The organism is Bacillus sp. A015 (assembly GCF_053851875.1).
The window spans coordinates 52,214-77,972 of the sequence record NZ_JBSPZB010000014.1 but is presented as its reverse complement, the minus strand read 5'-3'; the positions used below and the strand labels follow the sequence as shown (position 1 = coordinate 77,972).

The 25,759-nt window shown below is 41.6% G+C and carries 27 protein-coding genes; 21 read left to right on the top strand and 6 right to left on the bottom strand.

The window, feature by feature from the left end; all coding sequences use genetic code 11:
• Positions 1–14: 14 nt before the first annotated feature.
• From mnmG to noc, 3 genes are all read left to right on the top strand, one after another.
• The gene (gene mnmG / locus ACSLGF_RS12800) at positions 15–1,901 is read left to right on the top strand and encodes a tRNA uridine-5-carboxymethylaminomethyl(34) synthesis enzyme MnmG (protein ID WP_456005993.1); all 1,887 of its coding nucleotides are present in this window, start codon (positions 15–17) and stop codon (positions 1,899–1,901) included.
• A 13-nt stretch (positions 1,902–1,914) separates the two neighbouring features.
• The gene (rsmG, locus tag ACSLGF_RS12795; RefSeq protein WP_456005991.1) at positions 1,915–2,634 is read left to right on the top strand and encodes a 16S rRNA (guanine(527)-N(7))-methyltransferase RsmG; all 720 of its coding nucleotides are present in this window, start codon (positions 1,915–1,917) and stop codon (positions 2,632–2,634) included.
• Between the two features lie 105 nt (positions 2,635–2,739).
• Entirely contained in the window at positions 2,740–3,615 is an 876-nt protein-coding gene (gene noc / locus ACSLGF_RS12790) for a nucleoid occlusion protein (RefSeq protein WP_099726337.1), read from the top strand.
• Positions 3,616–3,718: 103 nt separating this feature from the next.
• Here noc and ACSLGF_RS12785 read toward each other — a convergent pair.
• Positions 3,719–4,824 (bottom strand): IS3 family transposase gene (locus ACSLGF_RS12785; protein WP_456005989.1). Its coding sequence is split into 2 segments (ribosomal slippage): positions 3,719–4,551 and positions 4,551–4,824, totalling 1,107 coding nucleotides; the frame shifts between segments, so codons are not numbered across the junction.
• A gap of 180 nt (positions 4,825–5,004) precedes the next feature.
• Between ACSLGF_RS12785 and ACSLGF_RS12780 the strand changes: the two genes are divergently transcribed.
• From ACSLGF_RS12780 to ACSLGF_RS12770, 3 genes are all read left to right on the top strand, one after another.
• Complete coding sequence (locus ACSLGF_RS12780) at positions 5,005–5,838, top strand: orthopoxovirus pf05708 family protein (protein ID WP_456005987.1); 834 nt, start codon at positions 5,005–5,007, stop codon at positions 5,836–5,838.
• A gap of 243 nt (positions 5,839–6,081) precedes the next feature.
• On the top strand, positions 6,082–6,843 hold the full coding sequence (gene soj / locus ACSLGF_RS12775; protein WP_008360890.1) for a sporulation initiation inhibitor protein Soj: 762 nt from the start codon (positions 6,082–6,084) through the stop codon (positions 6,841–6,843).
• Positions 6,836–7,690 (top strand): ParB/RepB/Spo0J family partition protein, encoded by an 855-nt coding sequence (locus tag ACSLGF_RS12770; RefSeq protein ID WP_456005985.1) that lies wholly within the window; start codon positions 6,836–6,838, stop codon positions 7,688–7,690. Before soj ends, ACSLGF_RS12770 begins: the two co-directional genes overlap by 8 nt.
• A gap of 27 nt (positions 7,691–7,717) precedes the next feature.
• Here the strand turns inward: ACSLGF_RS12770 and yyaC are convergent, their stop codons facing one another.
• On the bottom strand, positions 7,718–8,344 hold the full coding sequence (yyaC, locus tag ACSLGF_RS12765) for a spore protease YyaC (protein ID WP_456005983.1): 627 nt from the start codon (positions 8,342–8,344) through the stop codon (positions 7,718–7,720).
• A 72-nt stretch (positions 8,345–8,416) separates the two neighbouring features.
• On the opposite strand from yyaC, the gene ACSLGF_RS12760 reads away from it, so the two are divergent.
• The gene (locus ACSLGF_RS12760; protein WP_456005980.1) at positions 8,417–9,472 is read left to right on the top strand and encodes a YkvI family membrane protein; all 1,056 of its coding nucleotides are present in this window, start codon (positions 8,417–8,419) and stop codon (positions 9,470–9,472) included.
• A 25-nt stretch (positions 9,473–9,497) separates the two neighbouring features.
• Here ACSLGF_RS12760 and ACSLGF_RS12755 read toward each other — a convergent pair whose 3' ends face one another.
• Positions 9,498–9,908, bottom strand: a complete 411-nt coding sequence (locus ACSLGF_RS12755; protein ID WP_456005978.1) for a hypothetical protein — start codon at positions 9,906–9,908, stop codon at positions 9,498–9,500.
• A 15-nt stretch (positions 9,909–9,923) separates the two neighbouring features.
• Positions 9,924–11,243, bottom strand: a complete 1,320-nt coding sequence (locus ACSLGF_RS12750) for a hydrolase (RefSeq protein WP_456005976.1) — start codon at positions 11,241–11,243, stop codon at positions 9,924–9,926.
• Between the two features lie 294 nt (positions 11,244–11,537).
• On the opposite strand from ACSLGF_RS12750, the gene ACSLGF_RS12745 reads away from it, so the two are divergent.
• The 10 genes from ACSLGF_RS12745 (at position 11,538) to wrbA (ending at position 19,459) form a co-directional block, all read left to right on the top strand.
• Positions 11,538–11,744 (top strand): DUF951 domain-containing protein, encoded by a 207-nt coding sequence (locus ACSLGF_RS12745; protein ID WP_008347561.1) that lies wholly within the window; start codon positions 11,538–11,540, stop codon positions 11,742–11,744.
• A 216-nt stretch (positions 11,745–11,960) separates the two neighbouring features.
• Complete coding sequence (ychF, locus tag ACSLGF_RS12740; protein ID WP_456005974.1) at positions 11,961–13,061, top strand: redox-regulated ATPase YchF; 1,101 nt, start codon at positions 11,961–11,963, stop codon at positions 13,059–13,061.
• Between the two features lie 108 nt (positions 13,062–13,169).
• A complete protein-coding gene (gene rpsF / locus ACSLGF_RS12735) occupies positions 13,170–13,457 on the top strand; it encodes a 30S ribosomal protein S6 (RefSeq protein ID WP_024424058.1) in 288 nt (95 codons plus the stop codon).
• Between the two features lie 36 nt (positions 13,458–13,493).
• The gene (ssbA, locus tag ACSLGF_RS12730) at positions 13,494–14,036 is read left to right on the top strand and encodes a single-stranded DNA-binding protein SsbA (protein WP_099682525.1); all 543 of its coding nucleotides are present in this window, start codon (positions 13,494–13,496) and stop codon (positions 14,034–14,036) included.
• A gap of 40 nt (positions 14,037–14,076) precedes the next feature.
• A complete protein-coding gene (gene rpsR, locus ACSLGF_RS12725; protein ID WP_008347556.1) occupies positions 14,077–14,316 on the top strand; it encodes a 30S ribosomal protein S18 in 240 nt (79 codons plus the stop codon).
• Between the two features lie 214 nt (positions 14,317–14,530).
• On the top strand, positions 14,531–15,496 hold the full coding sequence (locus ACSLGF_RS12720) for an ABC transporter ATP-binding protein (RefSeq protein ID WP_456005972.1): 966 nt from the start codon (positions 14,531–14,533) through the stop codon (positions 15,494–15,496).
• The gene (opuFB, locus tag ACSLGF_RS12715) at positions 15,489–17,006 is read left to right on the top strand and encodes an osmoprotectant update ABC transporter permease/substrate-binding subunit OpuFB (protein ID WP_456005970.1); all 1,518 of its coding nucleotides are present in this window, start codon (positions 15,489–15,491) and stop codon (positions 17,004–17,006) included. The genes ACSLGF_RS12720 and opuFB overlap by 8 nt, the downstream gene beginning before the upstream one ends.
• A 190-nt stretch (positions 17,007–17,196) precedes the next feature.
• A complete protein-coding gene (locus ACSLGF_RS12710; RefSeq protein ID WP_456005968.1) occupies positions 17,197–18,168 on the top strand; it encodes a ring-cleaving dioxygenase in 972 nt (323 codons plus the stop codon).
• Complete coding sequence (locus ACSLGF_RS12705) at positions 18,165–18,776, top strand: alpha/beta hydrolase (protein WP_456005965.1); 612 nt, start codon at positions 18,165–18,167, stop codon at positions 18,774–18,776. The genes ACSLGF_RS12710 and ACSLGF_RS12705 overlap by 4 nt, the downstream gene beginning before the upstream one ends.
• A gap of 68 nt (positions 18,777–18,844) precedes the next feature.
• The gene (wrbA, locus tag ACSLGF_RS12700; RefSeq protein WP_456006016.1) at positions 18,845–19,459 is read left to right on the top strand and encodes an NAD(P)H:quinone oxidoreductase; all 615 of its coding nucleotides are present in this window, start codon (positions 18,845–18,847) and stop codon (positions 19,457–19,459) included.
• A 49-nt stretch (positions 19,460–19,508) separates the two neighbouring features.
• Here wrbA and katX read toward each other — a convergent pair whose 3' ends face one another.
• On the bottom strand, positions 19,509–21,125 hold the full coding sequence (gene katX, locus ACSLGF_RS12695) for a catalase KatX (protein WP_456006014.1): 1,617 nt from the start codon (positions 21,123–21,125) through the stop codon (positions 19,509–19,511).
• A gap of 78 nt (positions 21,126–21,203) precedes the next feature.
• On the opposite strand from katX, the gene ACSLGF_RS12690 reads away from it, so the two are divergent.
• From ACSLGF_RS12690 to ACSLGF_RS12680, 3 genes are all read left to right on the top strand, one after another.
• Positions 21,204–21,863 (top strand): hypothetical protein, encoded by a 660-nt coding sequence (locus ACSLGF_RS12690; protein ID WP_456005963.1) that lies wholly within the window; start codon positions 21,204–21,206, stop codon positions 21,861–21,863.
• Positions 21,864–22,012: 149 nt separating this feature from the next.
• Positions 22,013–22,507, top strand: a complete 495-nt coding sequence (locus tag ACSLGF_RS12685; RefSeq protein WP_456005961.1) for an RNA polymerase sigma factor — start codon at positions 22,013–22,015, stop codon at positions 22,505–22,507.
• Positions 22,508–23,362 carry a DUF3298 domain-containing protein gene (locus ACSLGF_RS12680; protein WP_456005959.1) on the top strand — a complete coding sequence of 285 codons (855 nt, stop codon included), beginning with the start codon at positions 22,508–22,510 and terminating at the stop codon, positions 23,360–23,362.
• Positions 23,363–23,563: 201 nt separating this feature from the next.
• Here ACSLGF_RS12680 and ACSLGF_RS12675 read toward each other — a convergent pair whose 3' ends face one another.
• Positions 23,564–24,490 (bottom strand): manganese-dependent inorganic pyrophosphatase, encoded by a 927-nt coding sequence (locus tag ACSLGF_RS12675; RefSeq protein WP_456005957.1) that lies wholly within the window; start codon positions 24,488–24,490, stop codon positions 23,564–23,566.
• A gap of 301 nt (positions 24,491–24,791) precedes the next feature.
• On the opposite strand from ACSLGF_RS12675, the gene ACSLGF_RS12670 reads away from it, so the two are divergent.
• Entirely contained in the window at positions 24,792–25,730 is a 939-nt protein-coding gene (locus ACSLGF_RS12670; protein ID WP_456005954.1) for a YybS family protein, read from the top strand.
• The last annotated feature ends 29 nt before the right edge of the window (positions 25,731–25,759 follow it).

The window sequence follows — 25,759 nt, the reverse complement described above, 5'->3', positions numbered from 1 at the left end:
GAGGAACATAAGAAATGGGTTATGAAGCTGGCCAATATGACGTCATCGTTGTCGGTGCCGGTCATGCCGGTGTTGAGGCTGCTCTTGCTTCTGCAAGACAGGGCGCCAAAACACTTGTATTGACCATCAACCTCGATATGGTTGCTTTTATGCCATGTAATCCGTCCGTAGGTGGTCCCGCAAAAGGGATTGTCGTCAGAGAAATTGATGCACTAGGCGGAGAAATGGCACGAAATATAGATAAGACGCATATTCAAATGCGCATGCTGAATACTGGGAAAGGACCTGCTGTCCGTGCGTTAAGAGCGCAAGCAGATAAGTTCCAATATCAGCACGAAATGAAAAAAACAATGGAAAATGAACCAAACCTGACAATGCTCCAAGGTATGGTGGATCATTTAATTGTAGAAGATGATGAATGTAAAGGTGTCGTTACACAAACAGGGGCGAATTATCGTGCGAAATCTGTTGTCTTAACGACTGGTACTTTCTTAAAAGGCCGCATTATTTTAGGGGATCTTTCCTATTCAAGCGGCCCTAATAACCAGCAGCCTTCAATTAAATTATCAGATCATCTAGCAGAATTAGGATTCGATTTGGTTCGTTTTAAAACAGGAACACCCCCTCGAGTGAACAGCCACTCGATTGATTATAGTAAGACAGAAATTCAACCAGGTGACGATGTACCACGGGCATTCTCCTATGAAACGGTTGAATATATTACAGACCAATTACCATGCTGGTTAACATACACGAGTTTAGAGACACATCAAATTATTGACGAGAATCTTCACCGTTCTCCAATGTATTCAGGTATGATTAAAGGAACTGGTCCTAGATACTGCCCTTCCATTGAAGATAAGGTGGTTCGATTTAATGACAAACCGAGACATCAAATTTTCTTAGAGCCAGAAGGTCGTAATACGCAGGAAGTTTATGTGCAAGGTTTGTCTACAAGTCTTCCTGAAGATGTACAGCAGCGTATGCTTTCAACCATCCCAGGACTTGAAAATGTACAAATGATGCGAGCGGGTTATGCCATCGAGTATGATGCAATTGTGCCTACACAGCTGTGGCCGACACTTGAGACGAAGAAAATTTCCGGATTATATACAGCCGGCCAAATTAATGGAACATCGGGTTATGAGGAAGCAGCAGGTCAAGGAATTATGGCAGGTATTAATGCAGGAAGAAAAGCTTTAGGGAAAGAAGAAGTCATTTTAAGCCGATCTGATGCATATATCGGTGTTCTCATCGATGACCTTGTCACAAAGGGAACAAATGAACCTTATCGTCTCTTGACATCCCGTGCAGAGTATCGTCTACTTTTACGTCATGACAATGCTGATTTAAGATTAACTGAACTGGGATATAACCTGGGATTAATTTCTGAAGAGAGATTCCAAGCGTTCCAGCTGAAAAAAGAAGCCATTGAAGCGGAGAAAAAACGATTATACTCTGTCATCATTAAACCTACAGCGGAGACACAAGAATTTATTCGTTCACTTGGTGGAAGTGAGCTGAAGGACGGCATTCGTGCAAGTGATTTGATGAAGCGTCCAGAAATGAACTATGAATCTGTTGTGCAATTAGCTCCTGCTGAAACACCGCTTCCTTCTGATGTGTGTGAGCAGGTAGAGATTCAAATTAAATACGAAGGTTATATTGAAAAGTCGCTCCAACAAGTTGAAAAGCTGAAAAAGATGGAGAACAAAAAGATTCCGGATCGAATCGATTATGATGCCATCAAAGGGATTGCAACTGAAGCGAAGCAAAAGCTGAAAGAAGTCCGACCGCTTTCTGTTGCACAGGCTTCTCGTATTTCTGGCGTTAACCCTGCTGATATTTCTATCCTTTTAGTGTATTTGGAGCAGGGACGTATTGCGAAGATAGCAGAGTAGAAAGGATGTCGGCATGAACATTGATCAATTTAAAGCAGCACTTGAGGAGAAAGGGATCACTCTTTCTCCTGTGCAGCTTGAACAATTTGAAACTTACTTCCGCATGCTTGTAGAATGGAACGAGAAGATGAATTTAACGTCCATTACAGAAAAGGAAGAAGTCTATTTAAAGCATTTTTATGATTCGATATCAGCAGCATTTTTTATTGATTTTCACAATGTGACAACGATTTGTGATATTGGAGCTGGTGCTGGTTTTCCAAGCATTCCTCTTAAAATTTGTTTCCCTCATCTACATGTGACCATTGTTGATTCTCTCCAGAAACGAATTACGTTTCTCAATGAGTTAGCAAAAGGGTTAAATTTACAAGATACTACTTTTTATCATGATCGTGCGGAGACGTTTGGCCAACGTAAGGAAAAGCGAGAAAGCTATGATCTTGTCACTGCTAGAGCAGTTGCGCGTCTATCTGTTTTGAGCGAATTATGCCTGCCTCTTGTGAAAAAGGAAGGATTGTTTGTTGCATTAAAAGCATCTGCCGCTGATGAAGAGATGCAAGCAGGGAAAAAAGCCGTCACAGTCCTCGGAGGAGAGGTTGTTGAAAAGCATTCCTTTGTTCTTCCTTTAGAAGAAAGCGAACGGAACATCATTGTCATTGAAAAGAAAAAACAAACACCAAAAAAATATCCTAGAAAACCAGGAACACCTAATAAATCACCAATAGAAGGTTGATCATGTAAAAGGTCGGTTTTTCTTCAATATTTATGATTTTACAGAAGGAAAAAACATGAGAAAATAGAATTATAAAAAGGTAGTTTTTAAAGGTGGTGTAGGTTCATGAAGCATTCACTCTCACGCTTCTTCGGGCTTGGTGACAAAGAACATCCTGAGCGTGAAACCGAAATAGAGGTAGAGATTGCTGAGCATGATACATTAAAGGAAGAGATACAGGAGCTCCCGGTCGACACAATTATGCCTAACCGTTTTCAGCCACGCACCATTTTTTCAGAAGAAAAGATACAAGAGCTGGCCACGACTATTCATACCCATGGCATTATCCAACCTATTGTTGTCAGACCAACAGAAGAAGAAGGAAAATATGAACTGATCGCCGGCGAAAGACGTTGGAGAGCGGTACAAACTCTTCAATGGGAGAAGATCCCCGCTATTATAAAAGATTTTACTGATACGGAAACGGCATCTGTGGCATTGATTGAAAATTTGCAAAGGGAAGAGCTGTCTGCTATTGAAGAGGCTCATGCTTATGCACGCCTTTTAGAGCTCCATGATTTAACGCAAGAGGCGCTTGCTCAGCGTTTAGGCAAGGGACAATCAACTGTTGCCAACAAATTAAGACTTTTAAAGTTGCCTGAAGAGGTACAACAGGCCATTTTGGAGAAAAAAATCTCTGAGAGGCATGCACGTTCACTTGTACCCCTAAAGCTTCCAGAATTACAAATCGCGCTATTGCAGGAAATCATCGAAAAGCAGCTGAATGTGAAACAGACTGAAGAGCGTGTAGTGAAGATGCTTGAACAAAAAACAGATCGCAAACCGAAGCCAAAACGTAAGGCATTTAGTCGAGATACACGAATTGCGATGAATACCATTCGCCAGTCTCTCCACATGGTAGAAGACAGCGGACTTAAAATAAATACCGAGGAAGAAGAATTTGAGGAATACATCCAATTAACGATTCGAATTCCTAAATAGAAAAAAGCTGATGAGATCGGGACTGACCCCCGTTTTTGAGACAGGGATCAAAACACCTTTATGAAACAGCCAGTTGTCGAAACTCTTTCGGTGACTGGTTGTTTCATTTCAATTGAATTCGGATATTGTTATAATAATAAATATACTCCCTGACTGTTTTTTCTACAATGGCTGTTGTAGTGTTTGTCAGGTGGTGGAGATAGAATCCTTCTGATTTTAAACTGGAGTGAAAGGATTCGATGGGGGCATTATCAGCGGGCATTCCCTTACGGGACATGCTCATGATAATGCCTTTTTCCTTTATCTCCTTTTGATAAGCATATGAAGTGTAGACCGATCCTTGATCACTATGAAGTACGCAGCCTTTAGGCAATGTCTGTAACTGATTCAACGTATCTAGCACAAGAGAAATATCCTGTTTATCACCAATCGTATAAGCTACAATCTCACTTGTATATAAATCTTTTATGCTAGATAGATAAAGCATTTTTTGGCCAAAGGGCAGATACGTTATATCTGTCACCAGTTTTTTAAGTGGCTTTGTCGCAGAAAAATCTCGTTTCAAGTGATTTTCTGCAATGTCATAAGGTTGACCGGTTTGTTTACGCTTTTTCACTTTCACACGACACTGCAAACCGTAGGTTTGCATAATACGTTGTACCGTCTTATGGTTCATTTTCATTTCTTTTCGCAGTAGAGCCGTTATTTTTCGATAACCATACGTATATTGGTGTGCCTCACAAAGCGATGAAATGAGGTCGATTAACCCCTGCCGCTTCGGCTGATGACCTTGTTTTTTCCAACGATAAAATGTTGATTTTGCAAGCTCAAACATCTGACAGAATGCACTTATACTCACTTTGTCTTTTACCGTATCATAAATCGACACGAACGCTTCTTTTTTCACTTCCTTTCCCATTCTGTGTACTTTTTTAATATGTCAATTTGTTGTTTTAAGTAGCGAATTTCCGTTTTCAATTTCTCATTCTCATCTTGATATTCAGGCCCTTTCCCGTACGAATACTGTTTGCCTACTGGCTGTCTTAAACGATGAATGTCTCCTGATTTATACCGTTGCATCCATGTTTTAGGTTGAGTCACATTCTGAATATTTAATTCCTCCAACACTTTTTTAACTGGTACTCCCGCCAATCGCATTTCAATTGCTTTCATCTTCACTTCAATTGGATAACTAACTCTTGAGCCCATAGAAAAACACCTCCAAATTATTTTCAGGTATTCTATACCCGATTTTCAACTTAAAGGTGTTTTTTATTTGTCTCACTTTATGGGGTCAGTCCCCTTTCATCAAAGTGCATAATATTTACTTATTATTGATTAATTGGTAAAATATGATTTTCATAGTAGAAAGGAGGTGACATCTATTCAATGAATATGAAAAAAACTATTTTTGCTATTATCTGTTATTTACTATTTTCTATTTCTCTTTTTTCAAATGAAACGACTATATTTGCTGTGAATACGCCACCGAGTCAAGAGGTTCATGCTGGAGAAGAAACGGTTACGAAGAAAGAACTGAACGTCCTGAAGAAACAAGGCGTGGTTTCTAAAGAGGTAACTGTTCAACAATTAAATCAAGAGCATGAGTCTCAGGACGAGACGATCGACTTGATCACAGCTGATGATGATTTGAAGAACTATGGCTTACGGCAAAACAAGCAGGATGAGATGGAGACTGATGAAAAGCCGCATACCATTCGCCACCTTTTAGGAAAGCCTTATCCTGGAACCGATATTATGCCTAAAAAAGGGGATATATTGGTGACAAGCACTGGTGCTTTGAATGGCTTAATTGGTCATGCTGGTATCGTCATTAACGAGAAAAGCTATGCCTCCATTCCAGGGTTTCGACAGCACCCTCATATTGATTCCATTCATAGCTGGTTTCGCTATAGTGCCAACACAAAGGTGATTCGGATCAATCACGAAGAAAAGGCGGATCTTGCAGGGGAATGGGCACACGATTACGTGAAAGACCATCCGAAGGCTCGATACTCCATCACAATGTCGATCCAATCATTGGACCCCACATACTGTTCAAAGATTGTGTGGCAGGCCTACGCCAAAACGGGTGACGCTGTCGGACATGCGACATTTACCATTAAGGCACCCTATGGATTCTTGAAAAAGAAAAGCTATAAAACAGTGACCCCTAAGGTCATTGTGAGCGAAGGCCGTAAAATTGGCGGATTAAACTTTTGATATGTGCCCTCACTTTTGATTAAAGTGAGGGTTTTTTATTTCTAAGTATATCGATTTTTATCAGAAAGATATACTAATATACTTTTTATGTGTGTTTTCATTCATCTAATCATGTACGAAAATAGACATTCGTCAACGAATTAATAATGGAGAAACAAAAAAAGCAAACGTTTCATACTTTTTTTGATAGAATAGAAAGTATGAATGAATGAGAAACTTGTTAAGTTGAAAGTGGGTGACATCGTGGGAAAAATCATAGCGATTACCAACCAGAAGGGCGGCGTCGGGAAGACGACAACTTCTGTGAATTTGGGTGCGTGTTTAGCATACATAGGAAAAAGAGTGTTGTTAGTTGATATTGATCCGCAGGGCAATGCCACGAGTGGTATTGGGATTGAGAAGGCCGACGTAGAGAAGTGTGTGTACGATATTTTAGTTGACGATGCAGATGTACTTGATGTGATTAAGACGACAGAGGTCGAAAATCTTGATGTCATTCCTGCGACGATACAGCTTGCAGGGGCGGAAATTGAGCTTGTGCCTACGATCTCACGTGAAGTGAGGCTGAAGAGAGCACTTGAATCTGTGAAGCAAAATTACGATTACATGATTATTGACTGTCCGCCATCACTTGGATTACTGACGATTAATGCGTTAACTGCATCCGATTCCGTTTTAATACCGGTTCAGTGCGAATATTATGCGCTTGAAGGATTGAGTCAATTGTTAAACACAGTTCGTCTCGTGCAGAAACATTTAAATACCGATCTTGCCATTGAAGGTGTCTTGCTGACAATGCTTGATGCGCGAACAAATCTTGGAATTCAGGTCATCGAAGAAGTGAAGAAATACTTTAGAGATAAAGTCTATCAGACCGTGATTCCGAGAAATGTGAGACTCAGCGAAGCGCCTAGTCATGGAAAGCCTATTATCTTGTATGATCCACGTTCAAGAGGTGCAGATGTCTATTTAGACTTAGCAAAGGAAGTGGATGCGAATGGCTAAAGGTCTTGGAAAGGGTATTAATGCACTATTTAACAACGTAGATTCAAATGAAGAAACTGTCGAAGAGATCAAAATGAAGGATCTGCGTCCGAACCCGTATCAGCCAAGAAAAACGTTCGACGATGATGCATTATCCGATCTCAAAGAGTCGATTCAGCAGCACGGTGTTTTACAGCCGATCATTGTCCGAAAATCGATTAAAGGATATGACATTGTAGCAGGTGAGCGCCGATTCCGAGCAGCACAACAAGCTGGTCTGACAACGATTCCTGCGATCGTCAGAGAATTTTCAGAAACGCTGATGAGAGAGATTGCCCTTTTAGAAAACTTACAGCGCGAGGATTTATCACCATTAGAGGAAGCGGAAGCCTATGCTTCCTTGCTAGATCACTTAAGTGTGACTCAAGAGGAATTAGCGAAGCGATTAGGTAAGAGCAGACCACATATTGCGAACCATCTCCGTCTTTTGACATTACCGGATGAAGTACAAAAGCTGATTGCAGATGGAACGTTATCTATGGGACATGGGCGAACATTGCTTAGCTTGAAAAATAAGAAGAAGCTGGCGCCATTGGTAAAGAAAATCGTGGATGAAGGGTTAAATGTACGTCAGGTTGAGAAACTTGTTCAGCAATTAAACGAAAATGTTCCACGTGAAACAAAGAAAAAAGAAGCACCAAAGGATCGAGTGTTGAAAGAAAGAGAGTCTTTCTTACAACATTACTTTGGTACTCCAGTTACGATCAAGAAACAGAAGAAAAAAGGGAAAATTGAGATTGAATTTCTCTCAAACGAAGATTTAGAAAGAATTCTTGAATTGCTTTCTGCGAGAGAATCCTCAGAGTGACCATCTTGATACGAGAGATGGTCTTTTTTATATTCTCCCAGTGATATTTTGAATAGGGGTGAAGAGAGACCGGCTTTTTTCTCTCGTCCAATCCATTTGATCAATGTGAGATAGACTTTCAGAAAGTGTATTGGCCATAGACATGACAAGGTGAAGACGTGTATTTTGGAGAACGAAGTATTCCATAAAACCGCTCACGTTGACGATCCCATTGATATGAATATCTCCTACCTCTGGCAGCTCCTTTTGCACACCTGCCCCAGGCTTTAACGGCCCATCTCCAATCTGAAAGGAACCTACACTTTTCACTCTTCCTAAACAGGCATCAACAGCTACAATAAACGGATGTTTATGAGCTTGTTCAATTTCAGCGAGCTTTTCTTTTAAATTGACCGCATGCACTGGGTCAGAGAGCGTTCCGTATACATGAAGCTTTTTCAATTCCAGACCTGAAAGCTTTGTGCCAACAAGTGGACCTAGAGAGTCGCCAGTTGAGCGGTCTGTTCCAATACAAACGATGGCAATAGGTCTTTTTCCTGCTTTCTGAAGATGCGAGAATAAAATACTTTTAAGCTGTTGAATGGCATTTGTATCCGTATGGGACACGTATTCTTTTACCCTATTTCTTAAAAAAAGACCGTTCTTGCTATTCATAGGTCTCACTTCCTTGTCATAGTAGTTAGTAACAGTATACGGAAACAAGCTTAATTCTATACCTATGAGGTGATGATTGTGTGGAAGGCTGGTTCAAGGTGGACGCTTTTAATTTTAGGAAGCTTAATAGGAGCGGGATATGCTTCCGGCCAAGAAATTTGGCAGTTTTTTGGCATTGATAGTGGACTAGCCATTCTCCTGTTTACATTGATGTTTATGCTGTCTACCTATGTGGTGTTAAAAATCAGTTATGAGGTGCGTGCCGATCACTTTGTGCCAGTGTTAGAGCGGCTTGTAGGACCATGGCTGGCTAAGGTGTATGACATTTTAATCGTTCTTTATTTATTCACGACAACGACGGTCATGATTGCCGGTGGCGGGGTTACACTTGAGATGTATCATGTACCATTTTGGGTTGGCATCGGTGCGTTTTGTTTTTTTTCATTTATGATTTTTTTCTGGGATGTGAAAGGGCTCTTATCAGTGAATGCTTTCATTATACCAATTTTGGTGGCGGGGCTCATCTATGCGTTTGTTTTTTATTATATGAATCATGATCATATGTGGAGGATTGATTTTGGCCAGCAGTACAATTGGCCAGCCAGTATTGTCTTTGCCTCTTTGAATATATTATCTGTTGTTGCAGTGCTGTCTTCGGTTGGGAAAGAAATGAAGGGGCTCGGAGAAGCCAAGGTGGCGAGCATATTAAGTGGTCTGATTTTTGGTGTGATCTCTTATGTGTATAACGAAATACTGGTTGATATTTCTGGAAGTCTTTCAGCAGAGGGAATTCCTTTGTTTACAGTATTAGAGGGGGCGCCGACGTCATTGTTTGTGTTTATGACAGTCGTCCTTTGTCTAGCGATTTATACGACGACAGCCGCAGGTTTATTTGGTTTATCCAGCCGGATGCTCTCTGTTGTAAAAATGCCTCGCTGGTTGATTGTGTTTGTCATGCTTCTTTTGATGGCGCCTTTAACATCTCTTGGATTTGCCGATTTGATTGCTTTCTTGTATCCGATTTATAGTTTGTTGAACCTTTATTTACTCGTCTGTTTAATGCTATATCCGATTTTAAGTAAAAAGATATTTTTCCGGTCTAAAAATTATATTGATAAAACAAAATAAGCACCTCTCTTCGCAAGAGAAGTGCTTATTTTATCCGAATTGAATCGATGGCGTCTTTGATATCGTCATATACAGGCATTTGCTGGAGACGCTGAATGCGTTCCTCTAATTCAGTGATGGCTTGTCCTTTTAAATGCTGGGATAAATGCTGTTTGACAATGGTTGTCTGGTTCAACATGTCTTCTGTTTTGGACAGCTGATACTCCAAGTGCACGCGAGTGTTTGCTAATTCGTCATGAAGCCGCATTTTCAGCAGTCGCTTTAAATCCTTTCGCTGTCCTTCTCTGCGTATAGCCTGAATGGCGGCGATTTCTTCAGGAGATTGCGATTGTGTTTGGGGTGCAGATTGATTTTCGAATACAGACATGGAGCGGCGAGCGCTCACATTTTGCAAGAAACGCTGGGCGTCACTAGGAGGTTTATTTTGATTGACCATTTGGCGACTCCTTTCTTAATGAATACCCATTTGCAACGCAAGACGTCTATCTGCCTTGGCATAGTCATCACCCATTGTGTAGAGATGTCTTGAAAGGGTGGAAAGTTCTTGTTCATAATCTCTAAGGGTGTACAAGGCATTCAGTTGTTTTTCATGTGAATAAAAGGATGAATGCTGCTGCTCCATCCTTACTTCCTCTAACAGTGCTTCTACATCTGTATGACTTAATAAATCATAGTGGCCAAAACCGACAAGTCCTTTGAGCTCTTGTTTTACATGGTGGACGGCTTCTTTTACACTTTCATCGATTCCATCGATTTTCTCAAATACAGTTTGCACCTCATGCTCAATAATGCTTTGTAGATCATAAGATGAATTTTTTAGTAAATGGGATTTTATGATAATTTCAAGACCGCTTTGTGCATATGCACGGCCTGAATGAATTTCTTGCAAAAGCATCGCTGTAAAACTTGTATTGTGATCAAGCTGTTCATCTAAAATACGAGCGGTTCCATTCGGGTGGAATAAATAACCATTTGGCTTGGAATCTCCTGAAACGAGAGCTAAAAATGCATTTGTATCAAATGATTCGTTCCATTCTATATTCATAGAAGCAAAGGCTGATTTTAAAAAGGTGTCAATTTCTCTTTGTTTATATTGAATGGATTCTTGGACTGAGCCTTGCTCCCGAGGCGGTACGGTGTATTTGACTTGTCCAACCCCATGATCGTGACGATTGAGTAAACCTACGTAATGAGTAGGCTGAATATATTCAGTGAGAACATGAGTATATTTACCTTGCAGCGCCTTTTGCTGAATCGAAGGCGGCAGGCTACTCCATATATTTGGACTATCAAAGGTGACGGCTTTTTTGACAGCTGGCTGTTCTGTTGCAATATAAGCACAAACAGCACCGGCAAGGGCTTGTCCAGTGAGATGGATGGCTACATTAGGGTGCTTCTGACTGATTTGTTCTATGTATTCCTTCCCTCTAAAAAAGACATGTTCTTGATTCCCAGCTAGGGACTTTCTTTCAATAGGGTAGGCATAATCCGTTTTGAGCAATGATTGTGCCGCCGTTTGCACATCTTGTGATGATGTGACTGTCATTTGATTTGGCAGCGGACAGTGAAAAGCAACGATGAATTCGTCTGAATGTTCCTGCTGCATCATTAAACCATATAATTTATGATCGATCTTTAGAAAATCGTGGACAGTGAGCGTTTGCTGACCTATTTCTATCGTATGGTGCTGCTGGTAATTGTCTATGTCTCCAGCATGATCGGATATGATTTTATATTCTTTATCAGTTAATCTATCCTTTCGATTGACCATCGTACCTGCTCCCTCACATAACATTTATGCAGATATCATAAATCAAAAAATATGGAAAAACCACAGCGTTCTACCAATAAAAACCTTTTGACCTACAGTGTTTGTGACAATATTGAAAAAAAGCGGAGTTTAAGTAACTATTGGTCACAAATAAAATGATCTAAAAGAAGGGTTTTTTCTATAAGTAAAGAACTGGATTGACGAATGAAGAGGCTCTTTATTTTATGCATTGCCCTTCATCGTCGTTTTTTTGTACAATAGATTCAATGAAGTGAGCAAGAGAGGTGAAGGCTGATGGCAGACAAAGCGTTTGGGTTACATGACGTAGTTGAAATGAAAAAACCCCATCCATGTGGTGCCAATCGGTGGAAGGTGATTCGTTTGGGCATGGATATTCGCATTAAATGCGAAGGCTGCGGGCACAGCGTGATGATTCCAAGAAGAGATTTTGAACGAAAAATGAAGAAAATTCTTGTCAAGCATGAGGAGCCAACTGCTTAGTAGGCCTCATGTTTTTTTTGATTAAATTTGTATATTGTACAGGAGAAACAGATACAATTTCTCCTTTTGCAGCTCTGATTTACTCTTTTTGTTGCTGTTTCTTCTATTGAAAATGCATGATGGTTAGCTTGTCTTTTCATGTAAACCTACTTATAATTGCTCTAGGTTCATATTACGCAGTATAACGAGCACGTTTGATATAGAGGAGATGAAAGAATGGCTTTAACAGCTGGTATTGTTGGCTTACCTAACGTCGGGAAGTCAACGCTATTTAATGCAATTACACAGGCTGGAGCGGAGTCTGCTAACTATCCGTTCTGTACCATTGATCCAAACGTCGGAATTGTAGAAGTTCCAGACGAGCGTTTACAAAAGCTAACAGAATTGGTGCAGCCGAAGAAGACAGTTCCAACTGCTTTTGAATTCACTGATATTGCTGGTATTGTCAAAGGTGCATCTAAAGGTGAAGGTTTAGGGAATAAATTCCTTTCGCATATTCGCCAAGTAGATGCGATCTGTCACGTGGTGAGAGCCTTTGCAGATGATAACATTACACACGTATCAGGTAAGGTTGACCCTGTATCAGATATCGAAACCATTAATCTAGAATTGATTTTGGCTGATTTAGAAACGGTTGAAAAGCGTTTGACTCGTGTGAGTAAGCTCGCGAAACAAAAGGACAAGGAAGCTGTAGCTGAATTTGATATTTTGTCGAAGCTAAAGGACGCATTTGAAGATGGGAAATCGGCAAGATCTGTAGAATTTACAGATGAGCAGCAAAAGCTTGTGAAACAGCTTCATTTACTCACGTCTAAACCCGTTCTTTATGTAGCGAATGTGAGTGAGGACGAAGTAGCGGATCAGGACGGTAACGAATATGTGCAGCAAATTCGCGAGTTTGCATCTGGCGAAAACGCTGAAGTGATCATCGTTTGTGCTAAGATCGAGTCTGAAATTGCAGAGCTTGAAGGAGAAGAGAAGCAGATGTTCCTTGAAGAGCTTGGCATCAAAGAATCAGGACTAGATCAGCTGATCAAAGCGTCTTATTCACTTCTTGGCTTAGCTACGTATTTTACAGCAGGTGAGCAAGAGGTACGCGCTTGGACATTTAAAAAAGGAATGAAGGCGCCAGAATGTGCCGGCATCATTCATACTGACTTCGAGCGTGGATTTATTCGTGCTGAAACGGTGGCTTATAAGGATTTACTGGCTGGCGGAAGCATGTCTGCTGCGAAAGAGGCAGGGAAAGTTCGTTTAGAAGGTAAAGAATACGAAGTGAAAGATGGAGACGTCATTCATTTCCGTTTTAATGTATAAGTTCTTGTCATAGGCCAAGTGATTTGTTATAATATACAATTGTGAGTAATATAATTTATTGCTCCTTGCCCGTTTAGGGCCGCTTAGACCAAAAGGAGGTGCAATCAGATGAGAAAGTACGAAGTTATGTACATCATCCGCCCAACAGTTGACGATGAGGCTAAAAAAGCAGTTATCGAGCGTTTCAATAACGTGTTAACTTCTAACGGTGCGGAGATCACTGGAACAAAGGATTGGGGTAAACGTCGTCTTGCATACGAAATCAACGATTTCCGTGACGGTTTCTACCAAATCGTAAACGTTCAATCTGACGCTGCAGCAGTTCAAGAATTTGACCGCTTAGCTAAGATCAGTGACGATATCATTCGCCACATTGTTGTTAAAGAAGAAGTATAAATCATTGAAATATATATTTAAAGGTGGTCTTTCAATATGCTAAACCGTGTTGTATTGGTCGGAAGACTAACAAAAGACCCTGAGCTTCGCTACACGCCTAATGGTGCGGCTGTAGCCACGTTTACTCTAGCTGTGAATCGTACGTTTACGAATCAATCTGGAGAGCGTGAAGCCGATTTCATTAACTGTGTTACTTGGAGAAGACAAGCCGAGAACGTGGCTAATTTCTTGAAAAAAGGAAGTCTTGCCGGTGTAGACGGTCGTTTGCAGACAAGAAACTATGAAAATCAGCAAGGACAGCGTGTCTTCGTGACAGAGGTTCAAGCTGAAAGTGTTCAATTTCTTGAGCCTAAGAGCGGCGGTGCTGGTTCAGGTGGATACAGCGGCGGTGGCAATAGCGGAGGCCAGTATTATGGCGGTAGCCAAAACGATCAGAATCCATTCGGAAATGAACCAAATCAAAATCCATATGGCAATCAAAACAACCAAAATCGTAATCAGGGAAATAGCTTCAATGATGACCCATTTGCGAACGATGGTAAACCGATTGACATCTCCGATGATGATTTGCCATTCTAATTGATCTGGAAAAATGACTAAAGGAAAGGTGTGAAAACAAATGGCAGGTGGACGCAGAGGCGGTCGTGCGAAACGTCGTAAGGTGTGTTTCTTTACTTCTAACGGTATCACGCACATCGACTACAAAGATGTTGATCTTCTTAGAAAGTTTGTTTCTGAGCGTGGTAAAATTTTACCTCGTCGTGTAACAGGAACTAGCGCTAAGTATCAACGTAAATTGACTTTAGCGATCAAAAAATCACGTCAAATGGCATTACTTCCATACGTTACTGGTGAGTAAGTCGTTGACTTAAAAGCGAAGAGCCTTGAGCTCTTCGCTTTTTTTATTTGTCTAACTGAAGAATCACATCTTTTTTTGCAAGAGCCGTTTTTGGCGGTCATACTAGGGGAAGTATGTAAAAGAGAGCCAAGGTGACAGTTTGTTTCTATACAAATACTAGGTGGATCTGTCATATTGGTAGTCTAGAAAATAATTGGAGTCAGGGCGTGGGAAGATGATTGAATTTAAGAGGGTATCGATGCAATTTTCTGATGAGCGCTATGCCGTTCAATCTGTTGATTTAGAGATTCAGAAAGGTGAGTTTTTTGTACTGATTGGCCCTAGTGGAAGCGGGAAAACGACAACCTTGAAAATGATCAACCGTCTCATCTCTTCTACAGAAGGTGAGATTTACATAAAAGGTCAAAAAATAAGTGATTATGATATTTATGAGCTGCGCTGGGACATTGGCTATGTTCTTCAACAAATTGCGCTTTTTCCTCATATGACCATAGAAGAAAATATTGCTGTGGTACCGGAGCTGAGACATTGGAGCCGGAATGAGACGAATAAGCGTGTTGATGAACTGATGTTAATGGTAGGGCTTGACCCAGCTATGTATCGACACCGAAAGCCGGCAGAGCTTTCTGGGGGACAGCAGCAGCGGGTCGGTGTTGCACGTGCACTTGCAGCTGATCCTGAGATCGTCTTAATGGATGAACCTTTTAGTGCGTTAGATCCACTAACGAGAGAGAAATTGCAGGCTGATCTGCTTGATTTACAGCGCCGTATTCAAAAGACCATCGTCTTTGTGACGCATGATATGCAAGAAGCCATGAAGCTTGGTGATCGGATATGTGTCATGAATGAAGGAAAAGTGGTGCAGATTGGACGTCCAGAGGAATTGGTTCAACATCCAGTCAATTCATTTGTTCGGGAGTTTGTCTCAGGGGCTGCTCGCCATGTGGGACATCAGGCATTTGAGCTAGAAGCTCTGGCTCAACCATTGGCTCACGAAGCTCTTTTAGGCTATAATGCGGTCTCAGCAAATGCCACGCTGGATGAGGTCTTGTCTCGATTGACAAAGCATGAGGAATTGGCTGTTGAGAAGGATGGGGAGCGGATTGGACTGGTCAATCGGCAAGCAGTGATTCAGTTTTTAGCTGATTCTCCTAGAGATAGGGGCGAGTCACATGAATGAATGGACCAGTGTGTTATGGGCACGGAAAGAACAATTGGGTCACGCCTTACTTGAGCATATTCAAATTTCTTTTATTGCTTTATTTTTGGCAATTTTGATTGCGATTCCATTGGGCATCTATTTAACGAGGGTTCCAAAGTTAGCAGAGTGGGTGATTGGGGTGACGGCTGTCTTGCAAACGATTCCGTCTCTGGCTTTGCTGGGCTTGCTGATTCCTCTAGTTGGAATCGGGCAGGTGCCCGCCATTATTGCTCTTGTGGTCTATGCTTTACTTCCTATTTTAAGAAATACATATACAGGCATTCATGAGGTTGATCCTTCCCTTAGAGAAGCGGCGCTTGCCATGGGAATGAATCATCGCAAACGTTTATTAAAGGTGGAACTGCCCCTGGCCATGCCAGTGATCATGGCGGGTATCCGAACCGGGATGGTTCTCATTGTTGGGACAGCTACTCTTGCGGCTCTGATCGGGGCTGGGGGATTAGGAAGTCTGATTCTACTAGGAATTGATCGAAATGATATGTCGCTGATCGTCATTGGCGCTATACCAGCTGCCTTACTTGCGCTCTTATTTGATGTGGTACTGCGAACATTTGAGAAAATATCCTTTAAAAAGACCGTGATCTCTGTGACTGTCTTAGCTGTAATTGCAGGAGCAGTTGTCGCTGCCCCCTTGCTGCTTCAACAAGAAAAGAAAGAAATCACCATTGGGGGAAAATTAGGATCAGAGCCTGAAATTTTGATCTCGATGTATAAGCTTTTAATTGAAAAGGATACGGATATTCAAGTCAATCTTAAGCCGGGCCTTGGTAAGACGTCCTTTGTTTTTCAAGCTTTACGATCTGGCGATATCGACATTTATCCTGAGTTTACGGGTACAGCGATTTCTGAGTTTCTCAAAGAAACAGCGAAAAGCACAGATAAAGAAAAAGTGTATGAGCAGGCGAGGCGAGGCTTGGAGTCATCCTTTCAGCTCCGTCTTCTTCAGCCGATGGCTTATAACAATACGTATGCTTTAGCCGTACCTCAGTCGCTGGCTGATCAATATGAGTTATCAAAGATTTCAGATCTAGGTCAAATCAAGAATCGTATAAATGCTGGATTTACCTTAGAATTTTCTGATCGTCAGGATGGGTATCGAGGCATTCAAAAGACTTATCAATTTTCCTTTGACGATATGGTGACGATGGAACCGAAGCTTCGGTATCGAGCGATTCAAAAAGGGGATATCAATTTGGTCGATGCGTATTCTACAGACAGCGAGCTGAGACAATACAAATTAAAGGTGCTCGATGATGACAAGCATGTGTTCCCGCCATATCAAGGAGCGCCACTGCTAAGACAGGAGACGTTAACTGAGTTTCCTGAGATTGAGACCTCTCTCAACAAGCTCGCTGGTCAAATCACAGACGATGAGATGAGAGAAATGAATTATGAAGTCAACGTGAAGGGAAAAGACGCATTTCAGGTAGCGGAAGCCTATTTAAAAAAGAAAAAGCTTCTGAAATAATCAAGAAACAGCAGGTTTGCCATTTGAAAAGCAGGCCTGCTCTTTTCAAAGAAAAGACAAAAATCGTTGACATTTATTTAAAAACATCATATCCTTAATTCGAGATAAATATATTTTTTGTTTAATATCTCGAATTCAAGATAATATAAAGACGTCAGCAAAGACAGAATGAATAGAGGCTTGTTACTTCATGATGAGGAGGTCATTAGAAGTGAAGAAAACAGAAGGTATTCACCATATTACAGCAATTGTTGGTCATCCTCAGGAGAACGTTGATTTTTATGCAGGTGTATTGGGATTACGTCTCGTTAAGAAGACCGTCAATTTTGATGATCCGGGCACATATCACTTATATTTTGGGAATGAAGGAGGATCTCCAGGTACCATTATGACGTTTTTCCCTTGGCCAGGCGCACAAAAGGGGCAAATTGGTGCAGGTCAAGTGGGTGTGACAACATATGTTGTCCCGACAGGCGCTTTTTCTTTCTGGAAGGAACGTCTGAAGCAGTTTGATATTTCTTATGAAACCATTGAACGCTTTGGTGAAGCCTTTCTCTCATTTGAAGATCCACACGGCTTGTTGATTGAGCTTGTAGAGCGTGAGGAAGGAAAGCAAAATGAGTGGACATTTAACGGTGTCACATCAGATATAGCGATTAAGGGGTTTGGCGGAGCTGTGTTATTAACATCGCAGCCGGAGCAAACGATGCAGCTGTTAGAGCAAACGATGGGACTTGAACGAGTTGGAGCAGAAGAGGACTATGTGCGATTCCGTTCGTTCGGTGAAATTGGCAATGTGATTGATGTGAAAGTGACACCTGTTGCACGAGGACGTATGGGTGTTGGGGTTGTACATCATATTGCATGGAGAGCAACAGATGATCAGGATCAATTAGATTGGCAAAGACATATTGCACAAAGCGGGTATCAAGTCACACCTGTGCAAGACAGAAATTACTTCAATGCCATTTACTTTAGAGAGCTTGGCGGCATATTATTTGAAATTGCGACGGATCCTCCAGGGTTTGCACACGATGAAACAGTGGAAACAATGGGTGAAGCATTGAAACTGCCATCGCAATATGAGGCGCAGCGCAGCCAGATTGAACAAATTGTGCTGCCAATTGAGGTGAGAGAAATCAAAGGGAAAGGAGATTCATGATGAAGCATCTTTTTCGAAAAGGAAAGAATGAACAAAGACCTGTCCTTTTATTACTGCATGGAACTGGCGGTACAGAACATGACTTATTGCCACTTGCAGAGGCGATAGATCCTGACGCATCTGTTCTTAGTGTGAGAGGAAATGTGTTAGAGAATGGCATGCCGCGTTTTTTCAGGCGTTTGGCAGAGGGTGTATTTGATGAACAAGATTTAATTGAGCGTACAAACGAACTATATACATTCATCGGGGAAGCAGCAGTTGAATATGGGTTTGATCGTCATAATGTGATAGCTATCGGCTACTCCAATGGGGCGAACATTGCTGGAAGTCTGTTATTCCATTATGGAGACGCGCTGAAAGGAGCCATCCTGCATCACCCGATGGTCCCAAGACGCGGGGTTTCAATGCCTTCATTAGCGGGGAAACAAGTCTTTATAGCAGCTGGTGAAAATGACCCAATGTGCCGTCCAGAGGAATCACAGGAGCTGGAACAATTGCTGCAAGACGCGGGCGCTTCGGTTACGCTTCATTGGGAAAATCGTGGACATCAGTTAACGAGAGAAGAAGTCGATGCTGCGGCTTTATGGTATCGTCGTCAATTTAAATAAGGTGGGGAATACAGGTGGGATTTTTACAGAAGCTTTTTGGGCAAACCAAACAAAAGGAGCTGGAACAAATGGAACATGTAAAACTAGCGATTATTTATTATAGTTCAACAGGTACAAACTATCAGATGGCGAAATGGGCTGAGGCTGGAGCGAAAGAAGCTGGCGCTGAGGTCAAAGTATTAAAGGTTCCTGAATTGGCACCAGAATCAGTTGTTGCATCAAATCCAGCATGGAAAGCACATTTAGACGAAACAAAGGATGTACCAGAGGTTCAATTGAGTGATTTAGAGTGGGCAGATGCGATCATCTTTAGCATGCCGACACGTTTCGGTAACTTGCCGGCTCAAATGAAGCAATTCTTAGATACAACAGGTGGCCTGTGGTTCCAAGGAAAATTGGCAAACAAAGCAGTGAGTGCGATGACATCTGCACAAAATCCAAATGGCGGACAGGAGCAGACCATTCTGAGCCTTTACACAACCATGTTCCACTGGGGAGCGATTATTGCTGCTCCTGGATACACAGATGACTCCCTATACGGTGCAGGGGGTAACCCTTACGGTGTGAGTGTCACTGTGGACCAAAATGGAAAGATCCAAGAGGATGCAGAAGCAGCCGCGAAACATCAGGCAAAACGTACAGTCAATGTGGCAGAATGGATCAAAAAAGGCCAAAACGCTTAATAGGTGTAAAAAAGAAAGAATGCAGCCTCGCCGCTGCATTCTTTTTTATTTAATAAGGATCTGAAGGTGTGCTATTGTTGATGGCTTCGTTCACGGCTTGAGCTGCGCCTGTTGAGCCAATGGGTCCGCTTGGTTCCTCTTGTTTAAAGGCTTTTAAACCGTCAGCGACACGCTTTCCGTAATCAGGATCTGCTTTTGTAAAGTTTTCGATCATTTGATCTTGAATGTCTTTTTGACATGTCGCAAGGGTGTTGACTAAGTTCTTAATCAGCTCCTCACGCTCCCAATCATTGAAGCGGCGATACGTTTCTCCCGCTTGACCGAAATTGTTCGGGCGGTCAATGGATTCTCGTTTGACTTCACCCTCGACAAAAGGTGAATGATCCTTTCCATCCTGCTTCGCTTCTTTTAATCCACCGAGGATAGACGGCTCATAATTCACATGGGGATTTTGCCCTTTTCCTTGATCGACGTGGTATTCCATTTGTCCATCTCGTTGATTGGTGGCGACATGCTTTTTCGGAGCATTGATCGGCAGCTGTAAATAATTTGGCCCCACACGATACCGCTGCGTGTCAGAGTAGGAGAAGGTGCGCCCTTGCAGCAATTTATCATCTGAAAAATCGAGACCGTCTACGAGAACCCCAGTCCCAAAGGCAGCCTGCTCGACTTCTGCAAAATAATTTTCTGGATTTTTGTTTAAGACCATTCGCCCGATCGGTTTCCATGGATAGTCATCCTTGTACCAAAGCTTTGTCGGATCAAGCGGGTCAAAGTCAAGGTGAGGATGGGCATCATCTTCCATGATCTGCGCATATACCTCCCATTCAGGGTGGTCTCCTTGCTCAATCGCTTCATATAAATCCTGTGTGGCATGATTAAAGTTTTCACCCTGAATCGCTTGAGCCTGTTCCTGGGTCAAATTGCGAATGCCTTGTTTCGGTTCAAAGTGATATTTGACCAGCACCGCTTTTCCATCTTGATTCACCCATTTGTAGGCATGGACACCCGATCCTTGCATGTGGCGGTATGTCGCTGGAATGCCCCATGGTGAAAAGAGAAATGTCACCATATGTGTCGCTTCTGGTGATTGTGAGACGAAATCAAAAATGCGCTCGCCGTCCTGACGATTGGTGACAGGATCGGGCTTAAAGGCATGAACCAAATCAGGGAACTTCAAAGCATCTCGGATAAAGAAAATTTTCAGGTTGTTTCCAACTAGATCCCAGTTGCCTTCTTCTGTATAAAATTTGATCGCAAACCCTCTAGGATCGCGCAATGTTTCTGGCGAATGACCGCCGTGAATCACAGAAGAAAAACGAACGAAGACAGGGGTCTTTTTCCCTTTCTCCTGAAATAATTTGGCTCTTGTATAGGTGGAGATGGGTTCATCACCGAATGTACCATAGGCTTCAAAATAACCGTGTGCCCCAGCCCCGCGTGCATGAACGACTCGTTCAGGAATACGCTCACGATCAAAATGACTGATTTTCTCTAGGAAATCGTAGTTTTCAAGCGTGGTTGGTCCTCTATTCCCAACGGTTCTCATGTTTTGATTATCTGTTACCGGATGACCTTGTCGATTCGTTAAAGTGTCTTCTGAATCTGAAGATGGTTTAGGCTGTTGATCTTCTTTCAAGTAGAATCCCTCCTTCAATCTCTCAATAACAATATGGTCATGTTGCTCCCTATTTCATACAAGGATTGATATAATGATTGAAAACTTTCATGAGGAGCGAACCTGATGTTTCGATTACACTGCCTTCACGCACATCCATCCAATATGTCTTATATAGAAGACGTTTTTCGTGATACAGCATTTGAGCTGCATCACACAGTCGATTCATCATTTATGGAACGCGCCAAACAAGATCCCGTTTTTGATCTTCACAAGCAGCAAACCTATGCCATCAACAGACTGATGCAAGAGAGGAAAGCCGATATCATCCTCTTAACCTGTACACAATATATTGCGGCTATGGGTGATCAGCAGCACCTTTTCAAACAACCGATTGTTCCGATAGATGAACCGTTATTTGAGCTGATTTGCGAGAAAAAAGAGGCTCTTCAGCTTGTGTTTTCAAACCCAGATACAGTGGAAGGAACGATGTATCGGCTTTATTCGTATGCACAAGAGCGGGGAAAACAGGTTGAAGCAGACATTGTTGTGATGGAGGATGTCTTTCATCTTTGCCTAAATGGTGACATGCAGGCTTATGAGGATCGAATCAAGGAGCAGCTGAGAAGATGTATGAAGCAAAAAAGCGGAGACATTTGCGTGATGCAGCTCTCGATGGTTCACGCTGCACAACAGGTAGAGCGGGAGACAGGCATCTCCATCATTCATCCGCTCTCTCCATTAAGATCGTTTGTTCATCAAAAAATAACCGCTTTGAAAGAGTGAACCCGTCAGGTTCGCTCTTTTTGTATAGAAACGAACATGCGATGACATGTTAAAAAAATAACTGAGCGCAAACTATTTTCAAAAGGCGCGCGTCTATCCATTGTAAGAAATAACAAATGCGCATTTAAGATAAAGGAGCTCTTTGTAAAATGAAGAAACGAAAGATTGATGATCAATTTGCAGATTACGTAATGGAGCATAAACATAGTTTTTATCGATTGTCCTATAGTTATGTCAAAAACCCGGAAGATGCCATGGATGTCGTTCAAGAGGCGATTCATAAAGCACTTAAATCTGTTCACCGGCTAGAGGATGCAAGCAAGATGCATAGCTGGTTTTATAAAATCGTGGTGAACGCTGCCCTAGACTTTTTACGAAAGAAGAAGCGGATGCAGGTGACAGATGACGACACACTCGAATTCTTATCAAAGGGTGAATCAGATGTCTATGAGGATCAAGACGTCAGACGGGCCATAGAGGATTTACCTGAGATGTATCGGATCATCATCATATTGAGATTCTTTGAAGATTTAAAACTAGAGGACATCGCTCATATTCTTGAAGAAAACGAAAACACAATCAAAACTAGATTATATAAGGCGTTGCGACTTTTAAAAGTAGAATTATCGCAGGAGGAAATATAAATGGATAAGTATTTGGAACAGTTAAAAGAGGAATATTTAGAAATCCCTATTCCACCGGAATATGATGCCATGGTTGAACGGACGTTGAAACGAAAAAATAAAAAACCTCACTTTCAGCAATGGACCATTGGACTCGTCGCTGCGGCTGCTCTTTTTGTCACGACTGTTAACGTCAGTCCACAGGCAGCAAGAGCAATTTCAGAGATACCTGTCATTGGCGAGCTTGTGAAGGTTGTGACTTTCACAGAATTTAAAAAGAGCGATCAAGGAACGAATATTGATCTCAAAACACCACATGTATCGGGGCTTGGTGACGGAAAATTAGAAGCCAGCCTGAATCAAAAATATTTAGCTGAAAACAAAAAGCTGTATCAAGATTTTGAAAAGGAAACAAAGGGCTATAAAAATGGTCATTTGAGTGTTGAGAGTGGGTATGAAGTGAGAACAAACAATGATCAGATTCTCTCACTAGGTCGATACAAGGTAACCACTCAGGCTTCAGCAGCAGAAGAAAGAACGTACGATACGGTGGATAAGAAAAACCATGTACTGATCACACTACCAAGCTTGTTTAAAAATGACCGTTATATTGATGTGATTAGTGAGAACATTAAAGAACAAATGAAGAAACAGATGAAAGAGGATTCAAATAAGATTTACTCGATTGGCAAAGATGAAATGGACCCATTTAAGAAGATTCAGCCAGATCAAAGCTTCTATATCAATTCGAAAGGCAAGCTTGTGATTTCCTTTAATGAATATGATGTGGCGCCTGGCTACATGGGTGTTGTTGAATTCACGATACCAACAAGTGTGCTAAAGGATATTCTCGTCAGTGATATGTATATTCATTAAAAAGAAGCGTTCTGAAAGGAACGCTTCAGCGTGTAGACAAACCCTCGCATTCGTTGTCAGGTCTGCGCTTCGGTGCTCACGAATCTCAAATTCGCTCCGCTCCGGTGCTCGTCCTTCCTAGACCTCAAGGGCTTTCTATCACGCTGAAAAGAAGACATACAAAAAAGACTGCTGAACGTGTCAGCAGTCTTGTCGTGTTGATTAAGCAAGTACGTCTGTAAGTGCAGGCACCACTTGTTTCTTTCTTGATACAACACCTTTTAGTAAAGCCGTGTTATTTTCAAGTGTTACGTTAAATGCTTTTTCTACTTTTGCCGCTTCAGCACCAAGTGCAAGAGCAAGAGAATCATTTTCTAAAATGTCTGTGATCACTAAAACAAATAGATCAAGACTTTTCGCTGCAATGACTTCATTGATTTTCGCTTCAATGTCAGCCTGTCTTGCTGTCACTTCAGCGATATCTACTGTATTGACCTGAGCAATTTCGACTTTGCTGTTACCTAGTGCAAATTCTTTAGCATCAAGTGTAATTAATTCTTGAACGGTTTTTTGGCTCAGATCAGCGCCTGCTTTCAGCATGTCTAGGCCGTATACTTCTGGATCAACCCCTGCGATTTTCGCAAGCTCATGTGCAGCATCAATGTCTTGCTGTGTGCATGTTGGGGATTTGAATAGTAAGGAATCAGAAATGATCGCAGATAAAAGCAGACCAGCGATTTCTTTTTCAATCGTGATTTGATTCTCTTTGTACATTTTGTTTAAGATCGTTGCTGTACAGCCAACTGGCTCAGCACGATAGTAAAGAGGTTCACTTGTTTCAAAGTTGGCAATACGGTGATGGTCAATGACCTCAGTCACTTGTACTTGATCAATATCGCTTACACTTTGCTGGAATTCGTTATGATCGACAAGAATGACTTGCTTTGTTTCGTTTGCAGCCGTTTCAATGAAACGAGGTGCTTCTTGTTTAAAGAAATCTAATGCGTATTGTGTTTCTCCATTGATTTCTCCAAGTCTGACAGCTTCTGCCTGAGCGCCGATTTTGTTTTTCAGATCAGCGTAAGCGATAGCAGAGCAAATCGTGTCTGTGTCAGGGTTTTTGTGTCCGAATACGAGTGTTTTTCCCATGTGAATTCTCCTTCTTACATTTATTGATGATGTTTCTATTCTAACAGCTTTTGACCTTGAATTCAGGGTTTATAGCTAAGAATAATCTAAAAAATTGTAACATGCTGTCTGAAAACTTGCATGTACAATTCCTTATTGTGTTCCACGTGAAACGTGCTCAGGATAGCCTGGATTTTACTTGAGATTTGCCGCTATGGTAAAATAAAGGTTGGGGCAAGACATGATGGAGCTTACATAGTACGTATACATAGAAGTACAAATTGAGCAAGATATAGAAAAATGATTGGATAGAGGTGAGGGTGTGAAACAAACAAAAGCGTTAGTAGAAGGCGCAATTATGATCAGTATTTTTTCGGTCATGACACTGTTTTATTTGTATGTGCCGCTATTATCCATTATTTTCTTTCTAGCTGCTCCGATTCCGATCATTCTCTATACAATCAGGCATGGCTTGAAAAAAGGAATTGCTGCTGGCGCTATTGGCATAGTGATCAGCTTTTTAATTGGGTCTATTGCTGGGCTGATGAGTGCACCAATGCTGATTGCTGTCGGTTTAGGCATGGGTGTTTTCTACAGCAAGAGGCAGCCGGGGAATGCGGTCATTACAGGAGCGCTGATCTATTTATTCAGTTTTCTCATCTACTTTGTTGTCAGTGTTCAGCTTTTCCAAGTCGATATACTTGGTATCGCTAAAGAAGCGATTGAGCAAATGATTCCTATGTTAGAGAGTGTCTTAAAGCAATCCGGCGCTTCTGCACAGGACATTGCGAAACAACTGAAGCAGTTTAGAGAGATGCAGGATACCGCATTGAGTGCTTTACCGGTAACGTTATTGATTTTCGCCACGCTAATGGCTTTCGTGAATCATTGGTTCGTGCAGCCTCTGATCAAACGGTTTGTCAAAGACATGCCAACCCTTAAGAAATTTAAGGATATGCGGCTGCCAAAAAGCATGGTATGGTATTATTTACTCACACTGCTTTTGATGCTGATTCAGACGGAAAAAGGCAGCTTTTTATGGCTCGTGCAAACGAGCGCGTTTCAAATTTTATTTATACTGGTGATTATTCAGGGCTTTTCTTTTATCTTCTATTATTGCCACGAAAAAAACATCTCAAAAGTGGTACCCATTTTTGGTATTGTGTTGACGGTTCTCTTTCCGCCAATCGGTGTGATTGTACGTATTATAGGGATTGCTGACATAGGCTTTGATTTAAGAGATAAAGTAAAAAACAAATAATTCACTCTGAATGTTGAGGAGTTGATATC

Coding starts and splice junctions, on each gene's coding strand:
- ychF (WP_456005974.1), top strand. CDS start 11,961: ATGGCTTTAACAGCTGGTATTGTTGGCTTACCTAACGTCGGGAAGTCA.
- ACSLGF_RS12750 (WP_456005976.1), bottom strand. CDS start 11,243: ATGGTCAATCGAAAGGATAGATTAACTGATAAAGAATATAAAATCATA.
- ACSLGF_RS12690 (WP_456005963.1), top strand. CDS start 21,204: ATGTTTCGATTACACTGCCTTCACGCACATCCATCCAATATGTCTTAT.
- mnmG (WP_456005993.1), top strand. CDS start 15: ATGGGTTATGAAGCTGGCCAATATGACGTCATCGTTGTCGGTGCCGGT.
- ACSLGF_RS12705 (WP_456005965.1), top strand. CDS start 18,165: ATGATGAAGCATCTTTTTCGAAAAGGAAAGAATGAACAAAGACCTGTC.
- ACSLGF_RS12745 (WP_008347561.1), top strand. CDS start 11,538: ATGGCAGACAAAGCGTTTGGGTTACATGACGTAGTTGAAATGAAAAAA.
- rpsR (WP_008347556.1), top strand. CDS start 14,077: ATGGCAGGTGGACGCAGAGGCGGTCGTGCGAAACGTCGTAAGGTGTGT.
- opuFB (WP_456005970.1), top strand. CDS start 15,489: ATGAATGAATGGACCAGTGTGTTATGGGCACGGAAAGAACAATTGGGT.
- ssbA (WP_099682525.1), top strand. CDS start 13,494: ATGCTAAACCGTGTTGTATTGGTCGGAAGACTAACAAAAGACCCTGAG.
- ACSLGF_RS12760 (WP_456005980.1), top strand. CDS start 8,417: ATGATTGTGTGGAAGGCTGGTTCAAGGTGGACGCTTTTAATTTTAGGA.
- ACSLGF_RS12720 (WP_456005972.1), top strand. CDS start 14,531: ATGATTGAATTTAAGAGGGTATCGATGCAATTTTCTGATGAGCGCTAT.
- noc (WP_099726337.1), top strand. CDS start 2,740: ATGAAGCATTCACTCTCACGCTTCTTCGGGCTTGGTGACAAAGAACAT.
- yyaC (WP_456005983.1), bottom strand. CDS start 8,344: ATGAATAGCAAGAACGGTCTTTTTTTAAGAAATAGGGTAAAAGAATAC.
- ACSLGF_RS12780 (WP_456005987.1), top strand. CDS start 5,005: ATGAATATGAAAAAAACTATTTTTGCTATTATCTGTTATTTACTATTT.
- wrbA (WP_456006016.1), top strand. CDS start 18,845: ATGGAACATGTAAAACTAGCGATTATTTATTATAGTTCAACAGGTACA.
- ACSLGF_RS12755 (WP_456005978.1), bottom strand. CDS start 9,908: ATGGTCAATCAAAATAAACCTCCTAGTGACGCCCAGCGTTTCTTGCAA.
- ACSLGF_RS12675 (WP_456005957.1), bottom strand. CDS start 24,490: ATGGGAAAAACACTCGTATTCGGACACAAAAACCCTGACACAGACACG.
- rpsF (WP_024424058.1), top strand. CDS start 13,170: ATGAGAAAGTACGAAGTTATGTACATCATCCGCCCAACAGTTGACGAT.
- ACSLGF_RS12770 (WP_456005985.1), top strand. CDS start 6,836: ATGGCTAAAGGTCTTGGAAAGGGTATTAATGCACTATTTAACAACGTA.
- ACSLGF_RS12685 (WP_456005961.1), top strand. CDS start 22,013: ATGAAGAAACGAAAGATTGATGATCAATTTGCAGATTACGTAATGGAG.
- ACSLGF_RS12710 (WP_456005968.1), top strand. CDS start 17,197: ATGATGAGGAGGTCATTAGAAGTGAAGAAAACAGAAGGTATTCACCAT.
- rsmG (WP_456005991.1), top strand. CDS start 1,915: ATGAACATTGATCAATTTAAAGCAGCACTTGAGGAGAAAGGGATCACT.
- ACSLGF_RS12680 (WP_456005959.1), top strand. CDS start 22,508: ATGGATAAGTATTTGGAACAGTTAAAAGAGGAATATTTAGAAATCCCT.